Origin of the sequence: Streptomyces sp. NBC_01351, assembly GCF_036237315.1 — a bacterium.
Classification (GTDB): Bacteria; Actinomycetota; Actinomycetes; order Streptomycetales; family Streptomycetaceae; genus Streptomyces.
Genome location: NZ_CP108356.1, coordinates 3,655,384 through 3,672,230 on the forward strand (window position 1 = coordinate 3,655,384; position 16,847 = coordinate 3,672,230).

General features: G+C 70.9%; 19 protein-coding genes. 8 read left to right on the forward strand and 11 right to left on the reverse strand.

The features are described from left to right. Positions 1–144: 144 nt before the first annotated feature. Entirely contained in the window at positions 145–642 is a 498-nt protein-coding gene (locus OG625_RS16610; protein ID WP_329381119.1) for a DUF3995 domain-containing protein, read from the forward strand. A 70-nt stretch (positions 643–712) separates the two neighbouring features. On the opposite strand, the gene OG625_RS16615 is transcribed toward OG625_RS16610, so the two are convergent. Next, entirely contained in the window at positions 713–1,039 is a 327-nt protein-coding gene (locus tag OG625_RS16615; protein ID WP_329381121.1) for a hypothetical protein, read from the reverse strand. A gap of 348 nt (positions 1,040–1,387) precedes the next feature. On the opposite strand from OG625_RS16615, the gene OG625_RS16620 reads away from it, so the two are divergent. Together OG625_RS16620 and OG625_RS16625 are read left to right on the forward strand one after the other, a co-directional pair. Continuing rightward, positions 1,388–1,783, forward strand: a complete 396-nt coding sequence (locus OG625_RS16620; RefSeq protein ID WP_329381123.1) for a hypothetical protein — start codon at positions 1,388–1,390, stop codon at positions 1,781–1,783. Between the two features lie 82 nt (positions 1,784–1,865). Further along, the gene (locus tag OG625_RS16625; RefSeq protein ID WP_329381125.1) at positions 1,866–2,840 is read left to right on the forward strand and encodes a hypothetical protein; all 975 of its coding nucleotides are present in this window, start codon (positions 1,866–1,868) and stop codon (positions 2,838–2,840) included. On the opposite strand, the gene OG625_RS16630 is transcribed toward OG625_RS16625, so the two are convergent. Further along, positions 2,827–3,222 (reverse strand): ATP-binding protein, encoded by a 396-nt coding sequence (locus OG625_RS16630; protein WP_329381127.1) that lies wholly within the window; start codon positions 3,220–3,222, stop codon positions 2,827–2,829. The two genes, OG625_RS16625 and OG625_RS16630, sit on opposite strands and share 14 nt — an antisense overlap. 113 nt (positions 3,223–3,335) lie before the next feature. Here OG625_RS16630 and OG625_RS16635 point away from each other — a divergent pair, with 113 nt between their 5' ends. Beyond that, positions 3,336–4,160: a helix-turn-helix domain-containing protein gene (locus tag OG625_RS16635; protein ID WP_329381129.1), complete on the forward strand. Its 825-nt coding sequence runs from the start codon at positions 3,336–3,338 to the stop codon at positions 4,158–4,160. Then, positions 4,157–4,408: a DUF397 domain-containing protein gene (locus tag OG625_RS16640; protein WP_329381131.1), complete on the forward strand. Its 252-nt coding sequence runs from the start codon at positions 4,157–4,159 to the stop codon at positions 4,406–4,408. Before OG625_RS16635 ends, OG625_RS16640 begins: the two co-directional genes overlap by 4 nt. Here the strand turns inward: OG625_RS16640 and OG625_RS16645 are convergent. Further along, positions 4,380–5,156: a TetR/AcrR family transcriptional regulator gene (locus tag OG625_RS16645; protein WP_329381133.1), complete on the reverse strand. Its 777-nt coding sequence runs from the start codon at positions 5,154–5,156 to the stop codon at positions 4,380–4,382. The genes OG625_RS16640 and OG625_RS16645 overlap by 29 nt on opposite strands. Positions 5,157–5,252: 96 nt before the next feature. Between OG625_RS16645 and OG625_RS16650 the strand changes: the two genes are divergently transcribed. After that, positions 5,253–6,170, forward strand: a complete 918-nt coding sequence (locus tag OG625_RS16650; protein ID WP_329381136.1) for an ATP-binding cassette domain-containing protein — start codon at positions 5,253–5,255, stop codon at positions 6,168–6,170. Beyond that, positions 6,167–6,997, forward strand: coding sequence for an ABC transporter permease (locus tag OG625_RS16655; RefSeq protein WP_443067724.1), 831 nt, complete (start codon positions 6,167–6,169; stop codon positions 6,995–6,997). The genes OG625_RS16650 and OG625_RS16655 overlap by 4 nt, the downstream gene beginning before the upstream one ends. Before the next feature lie 29 nt (positions 6,998–7,026). On the opposite strand, the gene OG625_RS16660 is transcribed toward OG625_RS16655, so the two are convergent. From OG625_RS16660 to OG625_RS16695, 8 genes are all read right to left on the reverse strand, one after another. Further along, positions 7,027–7,299, reverse strand: a complete 273-nt coding sequence (locus tag OG625_RS16660; RefSeq protein WP_266935060.1) for a DUF1876 domain-containing protein — start codon at positions 7,297–7,299, stop codon at positions 7,027–7,029. Between the two features lie 80 nt (positions 7,300–7,379). Further along, complete coding sequence (locus OG625_RS16665) at positions 7,380–8,039, reverse strand: monooxygenase (protein WP_329381139.1); 660 nt, start codon at positions 8,037–8,039, stop codon at positions 7,380–7,382. A gap of 92 nt (positions 8,040–8,131) precedes the next feature. Further along, positions 8,132–9,772 carry an MFS transporter gene (locus OG625_RS16670; protein WP_329381141.1) on the reverse strand — a complete coding sequence of 547 codons (1,641 nt, stop codon included), beginning with the start codon at positions 9,770–9,772 and terminating at the stop codon, positions 8,132–8,134. A gap of 133 nt (positions 9,773–9,905) precedes the next feature. Then, on the reverse strand, positions 9,906–10,580 hold the full coding sequence (locus tag OG625_RS16675) for a hypothetical protein (RefSeq protein ID WP_329381143.1): 675 nt from the start codon (positions 10,578–10,580) through the stop codon (positions 9,906–9,908). Positions 10,581–10,618: 38 nt separating this feature from the next. Next, a complete protein-coding gene (locus OG625_RS16680) occupies positions 10,619–12,109 on the reverse strand; it encodes an FAD-dependent monooxygenase (protein ID WP_329381145.1) in 1,491 nt (496 codons plus the stop codon). Positions 12,110–12,128: 19 nt separating this feature from the next. Next, positions 12,129–12,338 carry a ferredoxin gene (locus OG625_RS16685; RefSeq protein ID WP_329381147.1) on the reverse strand — a complete coding sequence of 70 codons (210 nt, stop codon included), beginning with the start codon at positions 12,336–12,338 and terminating at the stop codon, positions 12,129–12,131. Positions 12,339–12,415: 77 nt separating this feature from the next. Next, a complete protein-coding gene (locus OG625_RS16690; RefSeq protein WP_329381149.1) occupies positions 12,416–13,657 on the reverse strand; it encodes a cytochrome P450 family protein in 1,242 nt (413 codons plus the stop codon). Between the two features lie 76 nt (positions 13,658–13,733). Then, positions 13,734–14,615 carry an SCO6745 family protein gene (locus OG625_RS16695; protein WP_329381151.1) on the reverse strand — a complete coding sequence of 294 codons (882 nt, stop codon included), beginning with the start codon at positions 14,613–14,615 and terminating at the stop codon, positions 13,734–13,736. A 256-nt stretch (positions 14,616–14,871) separates the two neighbouring features. Here OG625_RS16695 and OG625_RS16700 point away from each other — a divergent pair, with 256 nt between their 5' ends. After that, positions 14,872–16,644, forward strand: a complete 1,773-nt coding sequence (locus OG625_RS16700) for an acetyl/propionyl/methylcrotonyl-CoA carboxylase subunit alpha (protein ID WP_329381153.1) — start codon at positions 14,872–14,874, stop codon at positions 16,642–16,644. Positions 16,645–16,847 lie beyond the last annotated feature (203 nt).

Sequence of the window (16,847 nt, forward strand, 5' to 3'; positions counted from 1 at the left end):
AACGGGGGCCGCCACTGCCTCTCGTGCCGCATTCCGCTGACATTGGGCCGGTGCATCGTGACGTGGCCCACAGAAATGTTCCCCCCGCCTCTCTCCTCCTTCCTGTGCCAGGTTGTTCCAGCACCGAGGGCCTAGGGGGCTCACATGAAGACCACGACACGACACCGGTTGGCTGCGGCGGTGGCAGGGGTGCTCGCCATTGACGGGGCGGTGCACCTGTACTGGGCCACCGGGGCGGTCTGGCCGGCCGCCGACGCGCGGGCGCTGTCGTTCGCCGTGCTCGGGCTGGAGGCGCCGTTCACGCCGCGCGTGGTGATCCCGCTGGCCGCGCTGCTGCTGACGGGGGCGGGGGCGGTGCTGGCGTACGCACGGGGGCGCGGCGGGCGGGTGGCCCGGCTGGTCACGGGTGCGGTGGCGGCGGGGCTGGCGGTGCGGGGGCTCGCGGGGGTCGGGTGGGTGGCGGGGGTGCTGGAGAGCCCGGCGGACGGTCCGTTCTACGTGCTCAACCTGCTGCTGTACACGCCGGTTTGTCTGGGGCTCGCGTGGGCGGCGGCCCGGCTGTTTTCGTCACCGCCGGTCCTTGGTGCGCACCCCGCCGGGGGTGAACTCGCCGGCGCCGGTCGGCGTCGCCGTACCGGCTGACGGCCACCCGGAACGGGCCCCGGCAGCCGTTCGGCCGCCGGGGGTCGTTCCGGTTCCCGGCGGGCCGGGTTCACGACCTGCCGCTGCACTTCTTCATGGCCTCGTAGGCCTCCGGCGATTCCTTCAGGCCGAGCCCCTCCAGCGCGTGGTCACCTGTCCGCGGATCGGGATCGGGAAAGTTCGCGAAGCCGCCCGCCCGCATGCACGCGGTGAGCGCCTGCGACTGTGCGAGCAGCGCCGGGTCCAGCGGGGCGGCCGGACGGCGCCCTTCGCAGGCGGCTTCGGCCTCCTTCACCTTGGCCGGATCCGCCTTGTCCCAATCCAGGAGCGGAATCCCGGAAGCACTCCCCCTCACCGGCAGGCCTTTTTCGGCGAGACACTGGAAAAAGTCAGCCATTTCCGGGTCAATCTGCCCCTTGCCTTTTCCGGATGGTGAGACGGAGGGTGAAGCCGCGCGCGGAGCGGGCGAAGAAGCGGAATCCTCCCCTGCGCAGCCGGACAGTGCAAGAAGCGCCAGTACAGCGGGGGTTGCAAGCGATCGGGCACACGGAAAGGGCACAGCAAGCCTCCTAAGGCACCTCGTATCGCCGGATACCTTAGGTCAACGAGTCGGCCGAATTCCTGTACTCCAGGACAGTTGCCAGCCATCCAGATGCGTGATCCACTCCATGGCGGTCGAAGCCCCGTCCGCAATGACCGAGATCCTGTCCCGAAATTGCGACAGTTTGTCCGAAAGGCATGACTGATGAAGCTTCGTAATTCCCTGCGCACCGTCGCGGCCGCCGGCCTGGTCCTCGGCGCGGTCGCCGTCGGCACCGGCTCGGCCTCCGCCGCCGAGAAGGACGGCTGGCTCACCGACGGCGAGCTCGGCCTGTTCTGCTGGCAGGACCAGTCGAACTCGGTCCTCGACCTCTACGTGAACGACATCAACTTCTACAACGACTACTTCAAGGGGACGAAGAGCTGCAACCAGCAGCTCACGGACAACAACACGGAGTCCTGGTCGAACCGGGACACCTACACGTGGAAGGTCTACACGGGCTCGGGCGGCCAGGGCTACCAGGCCACCCTCGGGGCCGGCACCAGGGGCAACTTCAACTCGACCTTCTTCAACCAGATCTCCTCGGCCTTCTACTTCTAGGCCCGCGCGGGAAGCCGGCGCCGCCCGTCGTCCGCGGGCGGCGCCGCCCCGCGTCGCCGCCGCCCCGCAATCCGGAGCCACCATGTTCTCGCCGCACGCCCCCCGCGCCGCCCTGGCGGCCTCCGCAGCCGTACTGGCGCTCCTGCTGACCGGGTGCTCGCAGCCGGGCGACGGCAAGGCCGGCGCCGGCGCCGACCCCGACGCCGGCAAGGAGCCCGCCATCGGCGCCGTACCGGCGCTGCTCGAAAGCCGGAGCCTGGTCTTCCCGTTGGCCCCGTACACCCCGGACAGCCGGCAGCTCGGCCTGCTCGACGAGGCGCAGGACGTGCTCATCGACCAGTGCATGCAGCGCTACGGATTCCGCTACCAGCAGCGGCGCAAGGCCGACGCGAAGGTCAAGCAGGACGAGAACCGCCGCTACGGGATCTCCGACCCGGCCGAGGCGGCCGCGTCCGGCTACGTGAACCCCCAGTTCGGCCAGACCACGAAGCCTCCGCAGCCGTCCCTCGGCCCCAACGAGAAGCTCGTCCTCCACGGCCTGGAGGTGGACCCGTCCCTGAAGGTCCCGATGAGCCAGGAGGAGGCCGAGAAGTCCGACGTGGCCACCACGGTCGTCAGCGGCCAGAAGGTCCCGGCGGGCGGCTGCCTGCGCGAGAGCGCGCTGAAGCTGTTCGCACCCACCCAGGACACGGTGGACGGCATGATCGCCCAGAGCCACGGCCTCGAAGCCTACGGCCGCGCCCAGAAGGACAGCCGGGTGGTCGCGGCGACCAAGGCCTGGAGCGAGTGCCTGGGCAGACACGGCTACGACTTCACCGACCCGACGGGCATGCCGCCGGGCATCACCGAGGCCACCCTCAGCAGCCCGCAGGCGGTCACCATGGCCACCCAGGACGTGGCCTGCAAGAAGGAAACCAACCTGATCGGCATCTGGTACACGGTCGAAGTCGCCTACCAGCAGCGGGCGATCGAGCGGAACGCGGAGACGCTGGACCTCGCGAAGAAGCAGCTCGACGCCCGGATGAAGCTGGCCGCGACCCTCCTTAGCGGAGGCTGACCCGGACCTCGCACCAGACGACCTTGCCGGGTGAGCGGGGCAGCACGCCCCAGTCGTCGGCGACCGCCTCGACGAGGGTCAGCCCGCGGCCGGGCGGCCCGCCGCTGATGCGGGACAGGCCCGGCCCGCTGTCGTGCACCTCGATCCGGACGGCGGAGTCGGTGCCGATCAGGCGGAGCAGGTAGCCGCGCCCGCGGGGGACGCCGTGGCGCAGGGCGTTGGTGGCTAGCTCGCTCACGCAGAGCAACATGTCCTCGTGGCGGGCGGTGACGCCCCAGGCGCGCAAGGTGTCACGTGTGAAGTGGCGTGCAGCCGCGATTGTTTGTGGTGAGCGCAGGTAGAGGCGTTCGCGCACGAGGGCCGCCTGAGTCTGTGGATTCACGGGACGATCGTCGCCGTGCGTGACTACCGTGGAGCAGTACGCCGACCCGTACTCATGGATGAGTACGGGTCGGCACGGGGTATCGCGCGTGCGCGGGCGGGGAGTTCACAGTCATGCCACCAAGGAAGCGCCCACGGCCGAACGCGACGACCATGAAGATGGTCGGCAAGCAGGTGGCCGTCGGCCGGACCGCCAAGAACCTGACCCAGAAGCAGCTCGGCGAGCTCGTACGACTGGACGAGCAGTCCATCGCGTCGATCGAGCAGGGACGTCGCGCCTTGATGCCGAACGTCGCGGAGCTGATGGACCAGCATTTGGGCCTGCCGGGGCTGCTGGCCGTGGCGGCCCATGAGATGCCCGAGGTGGACGCGACACCGCCGTGGGCCGAGGAGTACATGGAGCTGGAGCGGCAGGCGATCGCCCTGTCCTGGTTCGACAACCAGGTGGTGCCGGGTCTGCTCCAGACGGAGAACTACGCCCGGTCCGTCTTCACGTGCCGCGTCCCGGCCCACCCGGCGGCGGAGATCGAGGCACTGACCCGTGGGCGCGTGGCGCGTCAGCAGATACTGCGCCGCGAGGTCCCGCCGACGCTGAGCTTCGTCGTCTGGGAGGCGGTCCTGCGCGACCGGCTCGGCGGCGACGATGTGTACGAGGAGCAGCTCCGCCGCCTGCGGGACTGCGCCGATCTGCCGGACGTGAGCTTGCAGGTGATGCCGTTGGGGCGAACCTCGCACGCGGGCCTCAACGGCGCCTTCACCCTCCTGGAAACCCCTGACCACCGGCACCTCGGCTACACCGAAAGCCAGCGCGGCAGCCACCTGATCTCGGACCCGGATGAGGTCAGCATCCTGTCTCGCAAGTATGCGATGCTGCGGACTCAGGCCCTCAACACCGAGCTGACGCGGGGCCTGTTGGACCGCCTGCTAGGAGAGACATGAGCGCCACCACCGCACTGACGTGGTTCAAGTCCAGCTATAGCGGCGACGAAGGCGGCGCCTGCCTGGAGGTCGCGGTCGCCTGGCGGAAGTCCTCGTACAGCGGCGACGAAGGCGGCCAGTGCGTCGAGGTCGCCGCGTGCGCCGACACCGTCCACGTCCGCGACTCCAAGGTCACCGACGGCCCCGTCCTGGACCTCGCCCCCGCCGCCTGGGCGAGCCTCACCGACTGGGCCCGCTCCGGGCGTTGATCAGTTCGGCCAGGCCGTCCAGCAGGCGGGTCAGGCCGTAGTTGAACTGGAAATCCGGCTCGTCGGAGCCGGTGAACGCGTCGGATTCCAGGAGCCGCGTCACCGCCGGGTGGGTGTCCGGGCCGGTGAGCAGCCGCAGCATGCGCACGTACTGGCCGACGACCTGATCCGGTGAGACGCCGCTCTTGATGATGGCGTCCATCATGTCGGCGGCCATCGTGGCCTCGTTCCGTACGAGGCCGCCGATGAGGATGATCGTGGAGAGCTTCTCGCTCTCCCTCAGGGCGGTGCCGGCCATGGCGGCGAGGCCGCGTTCCATCCAGGCGAGCTGGTTCGGGGTGGCCGGCGGGGCCGTGATCGGGATGCGCAGGATCCACGGCTTGGTCATGAGGAGCGTGCGCTGCGCGTACGCCCAGTCCGACAGGAGTTCGCGCCAGCCCCGGTCGGCCGCGTCCGGCGGGAGCGGCGGCGGGGTGCCGACGCCCGCGTCCGACATCAGGATGTACAGCTCTTCCTTCGCCGTGACGTACCGGTAGAGGGACATCGTCGAGACGCCCAGCTCCTTGGCCACCCGGCCCATGGAGACGGCGTCCATGCCCTCCGTGGCGGCGAGCGCGACGGCCGCGTCCACGATCCGCGGGAGGGTGAGGGTGGGGCGCGGGCCCTTGCCGGGGCGTTCTCGCAGGCCCCAGGCCATGGCCAGGCTCGCCGGGAGTCCGGTCTCGTCCTGCTCTTCTTCCTTCGCCATTTCCGCCCCTCCCCTCATTCGTCGTTGACCCACATCCTAGTTCTGTGTATTACTTACACAGAAGCGCGTAACCCATACGCAGAAGGGAGACCGGCCATGGAGCTCGGTATCCACGCCACCGGCCTGACCAAGTCCTACGGAGCCGTGCGCGTCCTCGACGGCATCGACCTCGCCGTCCCGCGCGGCAGCGTCCTCGCCCTCCTGGGCCCCAACGGCGCCGGGAAGACGACCACCGTCCGGATCCTCGCCACCCTCACCGACCCCGACGCCGGCACCGCCCGGGTCGCGGGCCACGACACCGCCTCCGCGCGGGCCCGCGTACGCCGCGCCATCAGCCTCACCGGGCAGTCCGTGGCGGTCGACGACCTCCAGACCGGCGGCGAGACGCTGCGCATGATGGGCCGGCTCCGCGGGCTGCGGCCGCGCGCGGCCCGGGCCCGGGCCGACGAGCTGCTGGAGCGCTTCGGGCTCACCGAGGCGGCCGACCGGACGGCGAAGACGTACTCGGGCGGGATGCGGCGCCGCCTCGACCTCGCCGCGAGCCTGGTCTCGCGGCCCGAGGTGATCTTCCTGGACGAGCCGACGACCGGACTCGACCCGCGCAGCCGCCAGGACCTGTGGGACCTCGTACGGGAACTGCGCGCCGACGGCACGACCGTGCTGCTCACCACCCAGTACCTGGAAGAAGCCGACCGGCTCGCCGACCGCGTCGCCGTGCTCGCCGACGGCCGCGTCGCCGCCGAGGGCACGCCGGCGGAGCTCAAGTCCCGGGTGGACGGGCACCGGTTGGACCTCACGCTCACCGACCTGGCCGCCTACGAGGCGCTGCGCGACCGCGCGGTCCACCTCGACCCGGAAGAGCTCGTCCTGGGCCTGGCCACCGACGGGAGCGCCGCACACGTGCGGGCTCTGCTCGACGAGATCGACCCGGACCGTACCGCCGTCGACCGCTTCGCGGTCCGCACGGCAACCCTCGACGACGTGTACCTCGCCCTGACGGGAGCCGCCCGATGACCACCGCCACGACGTCCGCCGCATCCACCGCGCCGGCCGCCACCGCCACCGCGCCCGCCGCGCCTGCCGCAGCGGCCTCCATCGCCGCCACGGCCCTCGGCCTGGCGGGCCGCAGCATCCGCATCAGCCGCCGTAGCCCCGACGCGCTGATCGCCGCGCTGATGATGCCGGTCATGCTGATGCTGATCTTCGTCTACTTCTTCGGCGGCGCCATCGACACGGGGACCGAGTACGTGACCTACGTGGTGCCCGGCGCCATGCTGCTGTGCGCGGGCTTCGGCGCGGCGAGCACCGCCGTCAGCGTCGCGGACGACATGAAGAACGGGATCGTCGACCGATTCCGCTCCCTGGACATCGGCGGCATCCCGATCCTCGCCGGACACGTCACGGCTTCCGTGCTGCGGAACCTGCTGTCCACCACCCTGGTCCTCGCCGTCTCCCTCGCCATCGGCTTCCGGCCCGAGGCGGGCCCGCTCGCCTTCCTGGCGGCGGCCGGGCTGCTGTTCGCGTACATCACGGCGATCTCGTGGCTGGCGGCGGTGCTGGGACTGCTCGCCAAGTCCCCCGAGGCAGCGGGCGGGTTCACCTTCCTGATGATGTTCCTGCCGTACCCGTCCAGCGCCTTCGTGCCGATCGACACCATGCCGAGCTGGATGCACGGCTTCGCCGAGCACCAGCCGCTGACTCCGGTGATCGAATCCCTGCGCGCGCTGCTGCTGGCGCAGCCCGCGGGGAACTCCCCCTGGGTGGCCCTCGCCTGGTGCGCGGGCATCACGACGGTGGCCGTCACCCTGGCGGGCGTCCTGTTCCGCGGCCGGACCCGCTGAGGGCCCGGCCGTGCACTCCGCTCAGCGGCTCAGCGGTTGAGCGGGTAGGAATGGCGGCCCGTGGCTTCGTCGATCTCGCTGTGGGCCTTCTGCAACATCTGCGAGGCGAGATCCATGAGCGCACGGGCGCCCGCGATCTCTTCGCCGACCCTCAGCTGCTCCGGGTCGGACGGGTGGCGCATGGCGTAGCCGTGCGCCCTGATCTCGGAGCCGTCCCCGAGTCTTACCAGGGCCGCCGCACTGGTGCGGTGGCCTTCCTCGGTGAATTCGAGATCCACATGCCACCCAACGAGTGTGGACATGGTGCATCACCTCCAGGGGGTCACCCTGCCTCCAGGGTGCGCCTCCGGACGGTGGGGCGCGACCGGGGGCCCCGGGGCCCCTATGCGACGCTGCCGTGAAGCACGTAGCGCTTCCCGCCGATGCCGCGTACGCCCGGCGTCTCCTTGGTGAGCCGGGTCGTCTCGTGGGCGATCGGGCTGGCGAGGAAGGCCATGTGCTCGTCGTCGCCGGTGAACTCGGCGTAGTTCAGGACGCGGCTGCCGTCCAGGCTGTAGTGGAAGTGCGCCGACAGCAGTCCGGGGGTGGCCTCGGTGAGCGGGCCGTCGAGCAGCCGGTCGATGACGTTGCGCTGCGCGGCACGGCCGTCGACGTCGAAGGTCGGCACCACGACGCGGGTGGGGACGCTCCCGGTGTCGAAGACGGTGCTGCGGTAGCGCTCGAAGGCGATGGGGGCGCTGCGTTCGATGTCGGTGCCGTCGGTGCCGAGGCCGCGCAGCGGTTCGGGGGCGCGGAAGGCGCGGCCCGAGGCGAGGTAGGACTCGACGCCCGTCCACTGCTCGTAGGTCCACACGTTCTCGCCCTCGGTGCTCACGTAGCAGCTCTGCGACAGCAGGCCCTCGGGGCGGGGGGCGGCGGACCACTCGGCGACTATGGCGTCGGCTGCGGCCCGCTGGATCTCGGCGGTGCCCACGAAGAGGGGGGTGATGAGCGCCAGCGTCGAGTCCGGGCGGTCGATGGTGGGGTGGAGGGGCGTGGCCATGTCTGTCTCCTTGTGTGTCTTTTCCCGGGGGCCGAGGCTACGCCGCGCCCTGCCCGGATCCGGGCAGGGCGCGGGGTGGGTCGGTGGGCGCCTCAGCCGGTGGTCTGGGGCTGGTTCACGGGGTGGTCGGCGTGGCTGGCGTCGTCGTCCGCGGGTGCCTGGGACGGGAGTCCGATGTCTTTCGCGGTCTCCGGGGAGGCCTGCGACGGATCCTCGGGTCCGGTCCGGCGACCGGTGTTGCGCAGCAGGATCGCCACGGCCACGGCCAGCACGGTCACGACGACGGCGCAGGTGAGGGCGACGGCGTGCAGGCTGTCCAGGAACGCGGCCCGGGCGGTGTCCAGGAGGTCGCCGCTGAGCTGCTGCGGGAGTTCGGCGGCCGCGCGGACCGCGCCGCCGAGTGATTCCCCGGCGGATTCGGTGGCGTCGGCCGGGAGGGCGCCGAGGTCGCTGCCCGCGATGCCGTCCCGGTAGACGGCGCTGCCGATGCTGCCGAGGATGGCGAGGCCGAGTGCCCCGCCGAGTTCGTTGCCGGTCGAGGTGACGGCCGAGGCGGAGCCGGCCCGCTCGGGCGGTGCGGCGCTGACGGCCATGTCGGTGCCGAGGACGCCCATGGCTGCCAGGCCCACGAACAGGACGACGGTTCCGGTCACGAGCACGGCCAGGCCCGTGGCGTCGACCTGGGTGATGATGCCGAAGCCGACGGCCGCGACCAGCAGGCCGAAGGCCATGACGAACGCGGGGCGGACGTGGCGTGCCACGGAGGGGGTCAGGAGGGCCACCGGGATGCCGGCGAGGGTCATCGGCAGCGTCCACAGTCCGGCCTCCAGCGGCGGGAGGCCGTGGACGAGCTGGAGGTACTGGGCGGCGAAGAAGTTGATGCCCATCATGACGCCGCTGTTCAGGAGCAGGGCGACGATCGCGATGTTGAACCGGGCGGTGCTGAACAGGGCCAGGTCCAGGAGCGGGTCGGCGCCGGCGCGCTGGCGGCGGACGAAGGCCCATCCGGCGAGTGCTCCCGCGACGATGACCGCGGCGGCGACGGGGGTCGGGCCCTGCTCCGCGATCTGCTTGATGCCGTAGACGACGGCGAGGACGGCGATCAGCGACAGGAGTGCGCTGACGAAGTCCACCCGGCCGGCGTCGTCGGTGCGGTACTCGGGCAGCAGCTTCGGGCCGAACACCAGCAGGAGCACCATGACGGGCACGCCCATGAGGAAGACCGCGCCCCACCAGAAGGCGTCCAGGAGCGCGCCGCCGACCAAGGGTCCGAGGGTGGCTCCGACCATGAAGCTGGTCATCCAGATGCCGATGGCGCGCGAGCGCTGGACCTCGTCGTGGAACATGTTGCGGATGAGCGCCATGGTCGACGGCATCAGTGTCGCGCCGGCGATTCCGAGGAGTCCGCGGGTGACGATCAGCATCTCGGCGCTGTGGGAGAAGGCCGCGAGGACGGACGCGCCGGCGAAGGCAGCGGCGCCGTACAGGAGCAGCCGGCGGCGGCCGATGTGGTCGCCGACGGTGCCCGCCGTGACCATCCAGCCGGCGATCATGAATCCGTAGATGTCGACGATCCAGAGCAGCTGGGTGCTGCTCGGGCGCAGGTCCTCACTGAGGTCGGGCACCGCCAGGTGCAGCACCGTGAGGTCCATCGAGACCAGGAGGGTGGGGAGGGCCAGCATGGCCAGCCCGATCCATTCCCTCCTGCCTGCCTTGGCCGGAGCAACCACCATGTGGGGTACCTCTCTTATTACGTAGAACCGACGTGGTTGTCGGGGCAGGTCCGGCCATCGTCTTCCGGGCGATTCGCCGCAACCAACCGGATTGACGTTGATCTGTCATGTTCGGCCGGGATACGACGTCGGGTTACGCGTCGAGGCCCCGGTGGAGGTGGTAGCGCTTGTAGCCGATGGGGCGGACGCCGGGCATGTCCTGTGCGATCCGCAGGGACCGGTGCCGGGTGGCTCCTTCGAGGAACTCGACGTGCGCCTCGTCGCTCACCCATTCCGCGAAGTTGATCACGCGGGTGCCGTCGAGGCTGAGGTGGAAGTGGGAGGCGATCAGGCCGGTCTGCTCGTCGGCCGGTGCCGTTTCGAGGTTTCCCACGACCTGGGCGACGATCGTCTCCTGCCGGTTCGCGCCGTCCACGTCGAAGCTGGCGGCGACCACGGCGCCCGGTGCGCCCGCGGTCGGGTCGGCCACGACGCTGCGGTGCAGGCGGAACTGGATCGGCTCGACTCGGGCCGGGCCGGCGGGCAGGCTGCGCAGGAACGACCGGTAGACGGTGTCGTCGGTGCACTGCGCGTACGTGAGCACCGTGTCGTGGTCGGTGCTCAGGTAACAGGAGAGGTGGAGGATCCCCTCGGGCCAGGGCGTCGCCTGCCAGGCGGCGACGATCTCGTCGAGGACGGCTCGTCCCTGGTCGGCGCCGTCGACGAACCAGTAGCTCATGTACCGGACGTGCGCGTCGGGGCGGGCGATCCGCGCCGGGGTGGCCTGCGGAGCGGTGGATTCGGTCGTGGTCTGGTCGGTCGTGGTCATGGTCGTCTCCTGCGAGGGGGCATCGGGTCGGGAGCGGTTCACTCGCCGGGATCGCCGAAGTGGCGGTGCAGGGCCTTGGCGAGGTCTCCGTCTCCGCTGACCCAGGCCACGTATCCGTCGGGCCGGATCAACAGGGCCTCGGCGGCGGCCGGTTCGCCCGGCTGTGCGGGGCGGGCGGCGCGGGCGCGGACCACCTGCACCCGGTCGCCCCAGGCCTGGGCGGTCTTCGCCGGCTCGGGGTCGTTCCCGAGGCTCAGCAGCAGGCCGCGAGCGGGGTGCAGCAGCCGGGTGGTGGTGGTCTGGCGGCCGTCGGCCAGGACCAGGTGGGTGTCGGGCATCCGCATGCCGAGCAGCGGGTGGTCGCCGAGGGCGGTCAGGTCGTAGCGGATGTCCAGACCGCTGACCAGTCCGGCCAGGTGGCGGGCGGCCGTGTCGTCGCCGAACACCCGGGTGAGGATCTCGCGCAGCGGCTGCATCTCCTCGCCGCCGAGGAACAGCGTGGCCTGGGCCCGGGTGTTCTTCAGCAGTTCCGCGCCCACCGGGTGGCGTTCCTCGTGGTAGGTGTCCAGGAGGTCCTCGTGCGCGCGGCCGGCCAGGACGGCGCCGAGCTTCCAGCCGAGGTTCACTGCGTCCTGGATGCTCACGTTCATGCCCTGTCCGCTGGCGGGCAGGTGGATGTGCGCGGCGTCTCCGGCCAGCAGCACCCGGCCGCGCCGGTATTCGCTCGCCTGGCGCGCCGCGTCGGAGAACGAGCTCACCCACACCGGGGTGGCGGCGGAGATGTCGTCTCCGCTGACCCGCTTCCAGGCCTCGGCGACCTCGGTGAACGACGGCCGTTCGGTGCGCTGCCGGTAGGGGCGCCCGTGCTCGAAGACGACGACGCGCATCATGTCCGCACCCAGGGGCGCGGCCAGCAGCATGCCGCCCGGGCGGCGTGCGCCCGACCACAGCTTGGGCAGTTCGAAGTCCTTGACGTCGGCGAGGAGCAGCTCCGCGGTGGCGTCGGTGCCGGGGAAGTCGAAGCCGCCCGCCCGGCGTACGAGGCTGCGGCCGCCGTCGCAGCCCACCAGGTAGCGGGCCGTCAGGCGCCGTTCCCCCTCCGGGGTCCGCACCTGCACCTCGACGTGCTCGCCGGTGTCGGTGAAACCGGTCACCCCGTGGCCACGCCGGACGTCGGCGCCGAGTTCCGCGGCCCACTCCGCCAGCACGCTCACCGTGCGCGCCTGCGAGATGCCGGTGACGCTGGCGTGCTCGCCGTCCCCGACCGCGAAGTCGACCGGCACGCTGCCGAAGTGGCCTCCGGGTGAGCGCTTCAGTTCGCCGAGCCGGGGGAGCAGCCCGCGCTGGTCGAACACCTCCAGGGTGCGCGCGGTGAACCCCATGCCGCGGGATTCGGCGCTGGGGCTGCTCTCCTTCTCCAGGACGATGACCTCGGCGCCGGCGAGCCGCAGTTCGCCGGCGAGCATGAGGCCAGCGGGCCCCGCGCCGACGACGATGACGTCCGTATGTGTGTCCGTGTCCGTGTCCATTGCTTCGCGCACTTCTGTCCTACTCATCGGTCGTGACCACGGTGATGGCACCGGTCGGGCAGCAGTCGGCGATGTCCTGCAGCAGTTCGAGGCGGTCCGCCTCGCCGGTGTCGTCCGACTGCTCGACGGCGATGCCGTCGTGGTCCAGCCGGAACAGGTCGGGGCCCATCACCTCGCACATTCCTGCGCCGAGGCACAGCGTCCGGTCGACCTGCGCGGTGGCTCGCATGGTGGCTCTCCTTGCCCTGAGGTCTCGTGTGGATGGCTCGGGCGGCCGGCTCGTACGCGGCCGCCCGGACCGGCGCGTCAGGCCTGCGGCGTGCCGGAGGCGACGACCGGCAGTGCGGCCAGCCGGCGGATCGCCCAGCTGTCGATGAAGCGCAGCTGGTCGCGCGGGACGTCCAGGGACAGGCCGGGGAAGCGCTGGAGCAGGGCGGGGATGGCGATCTCGCCCTCCAGCCGGGCCAGGGCCGCGCCCATGCAGTTGTGCAGGCCGTGTCCCAGGCCGACGTGGCGCGGGCCGGTGCGGCCGATGTCGAGGCGCTCGGGGTCGGTGAAGTGGCGGGGGTCGCGGTTGGCCGCCTGCAGTGCGGCGATGACCGGGGCGCCGGCGGGCAGGACGGTGCCGGCCAGTTCGGTCTCCTCGGTGGTGACGCGGAAGAGCGCCGTGCTGAGGGCTCCCTCGTAGCGCAGCAGTTCCTCGACGGCGCTGCCGGCCAGTTCGGGGGACGTACGGAGGCGGTCGGCCTGGTCCGGGTGGTCGAGCAGGGCCAGCATGGCGTTGCCGATGAACCCGCGGACGGTGTCGCTGCCGCCCATGATCATGGCGGCCACCATGCCGACGAGCTCGTCGGCGTCGAGCCGGTCGCCGTCGTCGTCGCTGGTCTGGATCAGGGCCGAGGTCAGGTCGTCGCCGGGGTTGCGACGCTTGTCCTCGATGAGTTCGGCGGCGTACTCGCAGATCCGGCCGAAGGCGGCGGGGGCCTCGTGGATGAGGGCGGGATCGGAGGGGAACGCCTGATTGAGGGCGGCGACCAGCTCACGGTGGCGTTCGATGCGGAAGCCGAGGATCTCGCCGAGCACGCCGGCGGACACCTCGCCCGCGTAGTCGTCCATGACGTCGAAGCGCTCGCGCCGGGCGCAGTCGTCGAGGGTGCGCTGGACCAGGGCGGCCACCGTCTCGCGCCACTGCTCGACGCGACGGGTGGTGAAGGTGCTCATGGCCAGGCGGCGCAGCCGGGTGTGCACGGGCGGGTCCACGACGGCGATGCCGCGCTCCAGGATGGTGCCCTCGGCCGCGACCAGGCCGGCCGCCTTGAACTCGTCGTTGCCCCAGGTGCCGCCTTCGGTGCTGAACCGGGGGTCGGCCAGCACGGTCTTGACGTCCTCGTAGCGGGTCACGATCCAGGTGGGGACGTCACCGACCGGGAAGTCGAACCGGTGGACCGGCGAGTTCTCCTGCAGCCAGGTCAGGGTGGGGTACGGGTCCTGGTAGTACTCGGGGGAGAACAGTGCGGTCGGGGGACCCGCTATGGCCGACAACGTCATGGTCGATTCGATCCTTTTCTCTGTTCGGGTCTGGTGCGGCGGTGGGGCGGTACGTCGGTTGCGGCGGCGCGGTGCGTCAGCGCTTGTTCCACGTGTCGGTGTCGGGCGCGAAGAAGTCCAACAGCTGCGGGATGAACGCCCCGGAGCGGGCCGCGGTGTTGACGAGCCCGTGGACGTAGGTGGCCAGCGTCTCGACGTCCGTGCCGCTCAGGGCCGCGTACGGCGCCCGGTCCAGGCGGTCCGTCTCGCGTTCGACCTCGTCGCGCAGGGCGGCGCCCCGGGCGGTCAGCGCACCGTCGGCGTCCACGAGGTCGCGGGCCAGCAGCCGCTCGCGCGCGGCCGACCAGTCGGCTTCGACCCAGCCGCGCTGCGGCATGACGATTTCCTTGGCCATGCCGTGCTTGCTCGCGCAGTCGATGACGAGGGCCTCGACGCCGGTCAGCTCGAAGTAGCCGAGCACCGCGATGTGCCCGTCGCCGCGGTGCTCGCGCAGCATGGTCGCCGCGTGCCACAGGGCGATGTGCGGGGTTTCGGGCTGTTCGAGGGCGGCGTTGGCGGCGTACAGGGGGCGGCCGGGGAAGGCACAGCCGGCAGCCGCCTCGGCGGCGAGCTTCGCCGCATGGGCCAGCTCCGGCGACTCCACGGTGTCGGCGCCGAGGAGTCGTTCGAGCGCGGTGCCGGCGGCGGACTGGCGTGCGAGGACGGCGCGTTCGGGCGACACCTGGTCCCAGAGCGCGGGAACGCGCTGCGCGATGTAGCCGGGGGCGAACGCGTTGAAGACCGCGGTCACGACCGGTGCGTCCACCCGGCCGAGCGGCGAGGCGCGGCTGGCGAGGTAGATGCTCGACGGGTCGGTGACGTCGAACTGCGCGAGTTCGTTCCCCAGGTCCGCGGTGAAGTAGGGGATCGAATGCAGTGCATTGATTGCCTGCGCGCAGCGTCGCGCATATGAAGTCATAGTGCCCTCAAGGAACGTCGGGGAGCGGGTCCGGAGAGAAACTCCGGCGGCCTCCCGTCGCGAAATTGGTTGCGTCCAAGATCCGGGGGGATGACGAGGAGTCTCTTCGGCGGCGCGACGCCGGGCAAGCAGGTCGGCGAAAGAATGTCATGACGCGAGGGGAACGTCAGGGGAATGAACCCATTGGAGTTGATCTCCGACGGCGACCGTGGGAAGGGTGGCTCGAAATGTCGAACGTGAGAAGAATCGAGCCGTCGTGCGCAAGGTACTCATCGCCAACCGTGGCGAAATCGCTGTCCGCGTTGCTCGGGCCTGCCGGGACGCCGGGATCGCGAGCGTAGCCGTCTACGCCGATCCGGACCGGGACGCTCTGCACGTCCGCGCGGCCGACGAAGCGTTCGCATTGGGCGGTGACACCCCGGCCGCGAGCTACCTGGACATCTCCAAGGTCCTCCAGGCCGCCGCCGACTCCGGTGCGGACGCCATCCACCCCGGATACGGATTCCTGTCGGAGAACGCCGAATTCGCCCAGGCCGTCATCGACGCCGGCCTGACCTGGATCGGCCCGCCCCCACAGGCCATCCGCGACCTCGGCGACAAAGTCGCCGCCCGCCACATCGCGCTGCGCGCCGGCGCACCCCTGGTCGCCGGCACCCCCGACCCCGTCTCCGGGGCCGACGAGGTCGTCACGTTCGCCAAGGAACACGGCCTGCCCATCGCCATCAAGGCGGCCTTCGGCGGCGGCGGCCGCGGCCTCAAGGTCGCCCGCACCCTCGAAGAAGTACCCGAACTCTACGACTCCGCCGTCCGCGAGGCCGTCGCCGCCTTCGGCCGCGGCGAATGCTTCGTCGAGCAGTACCTCGACAAGCCCCGCCACGTCGAAACCCAGTGCCTGGCCGACTCCCACGGCAACGTGGTCGTCGTCTCCACGCGTGACTGCTCGCTGCAGCGCCGCCACCAGAAGCTGGTCGAAGAGGCCCCCGCCCCGTACCTGAACGAGGCCCAGAACGCCGAGCTGTACGCCGCGTCCAAGGCCATCCTGAAGGAAGCCGGCTACGTCGGCGCCGGCACCGTCGAGTTCCTCGTCTCCGCCGACGGCCTCATCTCCTTCCTCGAGGTCAACACCCGCCTCCAGGTCGAACACCCGGTCACCGAAGAAGTCGCCGGCATCGACCTGGTCCGCGAAATGTTCCGCATCGCCGACGGCGAGGAACTCGGCTACGGCGACCCCGTCCTGCGCGGCCACTCCATCGAGTTCCGCATCAACGGCGAAGACCCCGGCCGCGGCTTCCTGCCCGCCCCCGGCACCGTCACCAAGTTCAACGGCCCCTCCGGCCCCGGCGTCCGCCTCGACGCGGGCGTCGAGACCGGCTCCGTCATCGGCCCCGCCTGGGACTCCCTCCTCGCGAAGCTGATCATCACCGGCGCCACCCGCGAACAGGCCCTCCAGCGCGCCGCCCGCGCCCTCGCCGAGTTCGAGATCGAAGGCATGGCCACCGCCATCCCCTTCCACCGCGCCGTCGTCACCGACCCCGCATTCGCACCCGCCGAGGGCCCCTTCACGGTCCACACCCGGTGGATCGAGACCGAGTTCGTCAACGAAATCCCCGCGTTCGCGGCCCCGGCCGTGGACGACACCGAAGACGACATCGAGGACGAGCCCGGCCGCGAAACGGTCGTCGTCGAGGTCGGCGGCAAGCGCCTGGAGGTCTCCCTCCCCTCGTCCCTCGGCATGACCCTGGCCCGCACCGCCGCCGCAGGCGGCGCGAAGCCCAAGCGCCGCGCGGCCAAGAAGTCCGGCCCCGCCGCCTCCGGCGACACCCTCGCCTCCCCCATGCAGGGCACGATCGTCAAGGTCGCGGTCGAGGAAGGCCAGCGCGTCGAGGAAGGCGAGCTCATCGTCGTCCTCGAAGCCATGAAGATGGAACAGCCGCTCAACGCACACCGCTCCGGCACCATCGTCGGCCTCACCGCCGAAGTCGGCGCATCCCTCACCTCCGGCGCCACCATCTGCGAGATCAAGAACTGACGGATTCAGCCGCATCGGGGCAGGGGTAGCGGCATCTCTCCTTTAGCTTCTCTCTAGGAAACCCAAATCGCTGCTGGATAACCAGCCAACCCGTGACGAAATATCACCGGGGTTTGAATTGGGCTCCATTATGGACGCTTCTTTTGTTGCGGAGACTCCTTAACAGCTTCCGCTGAAAGGAACCCTGAGATGCTCGAGGAGAG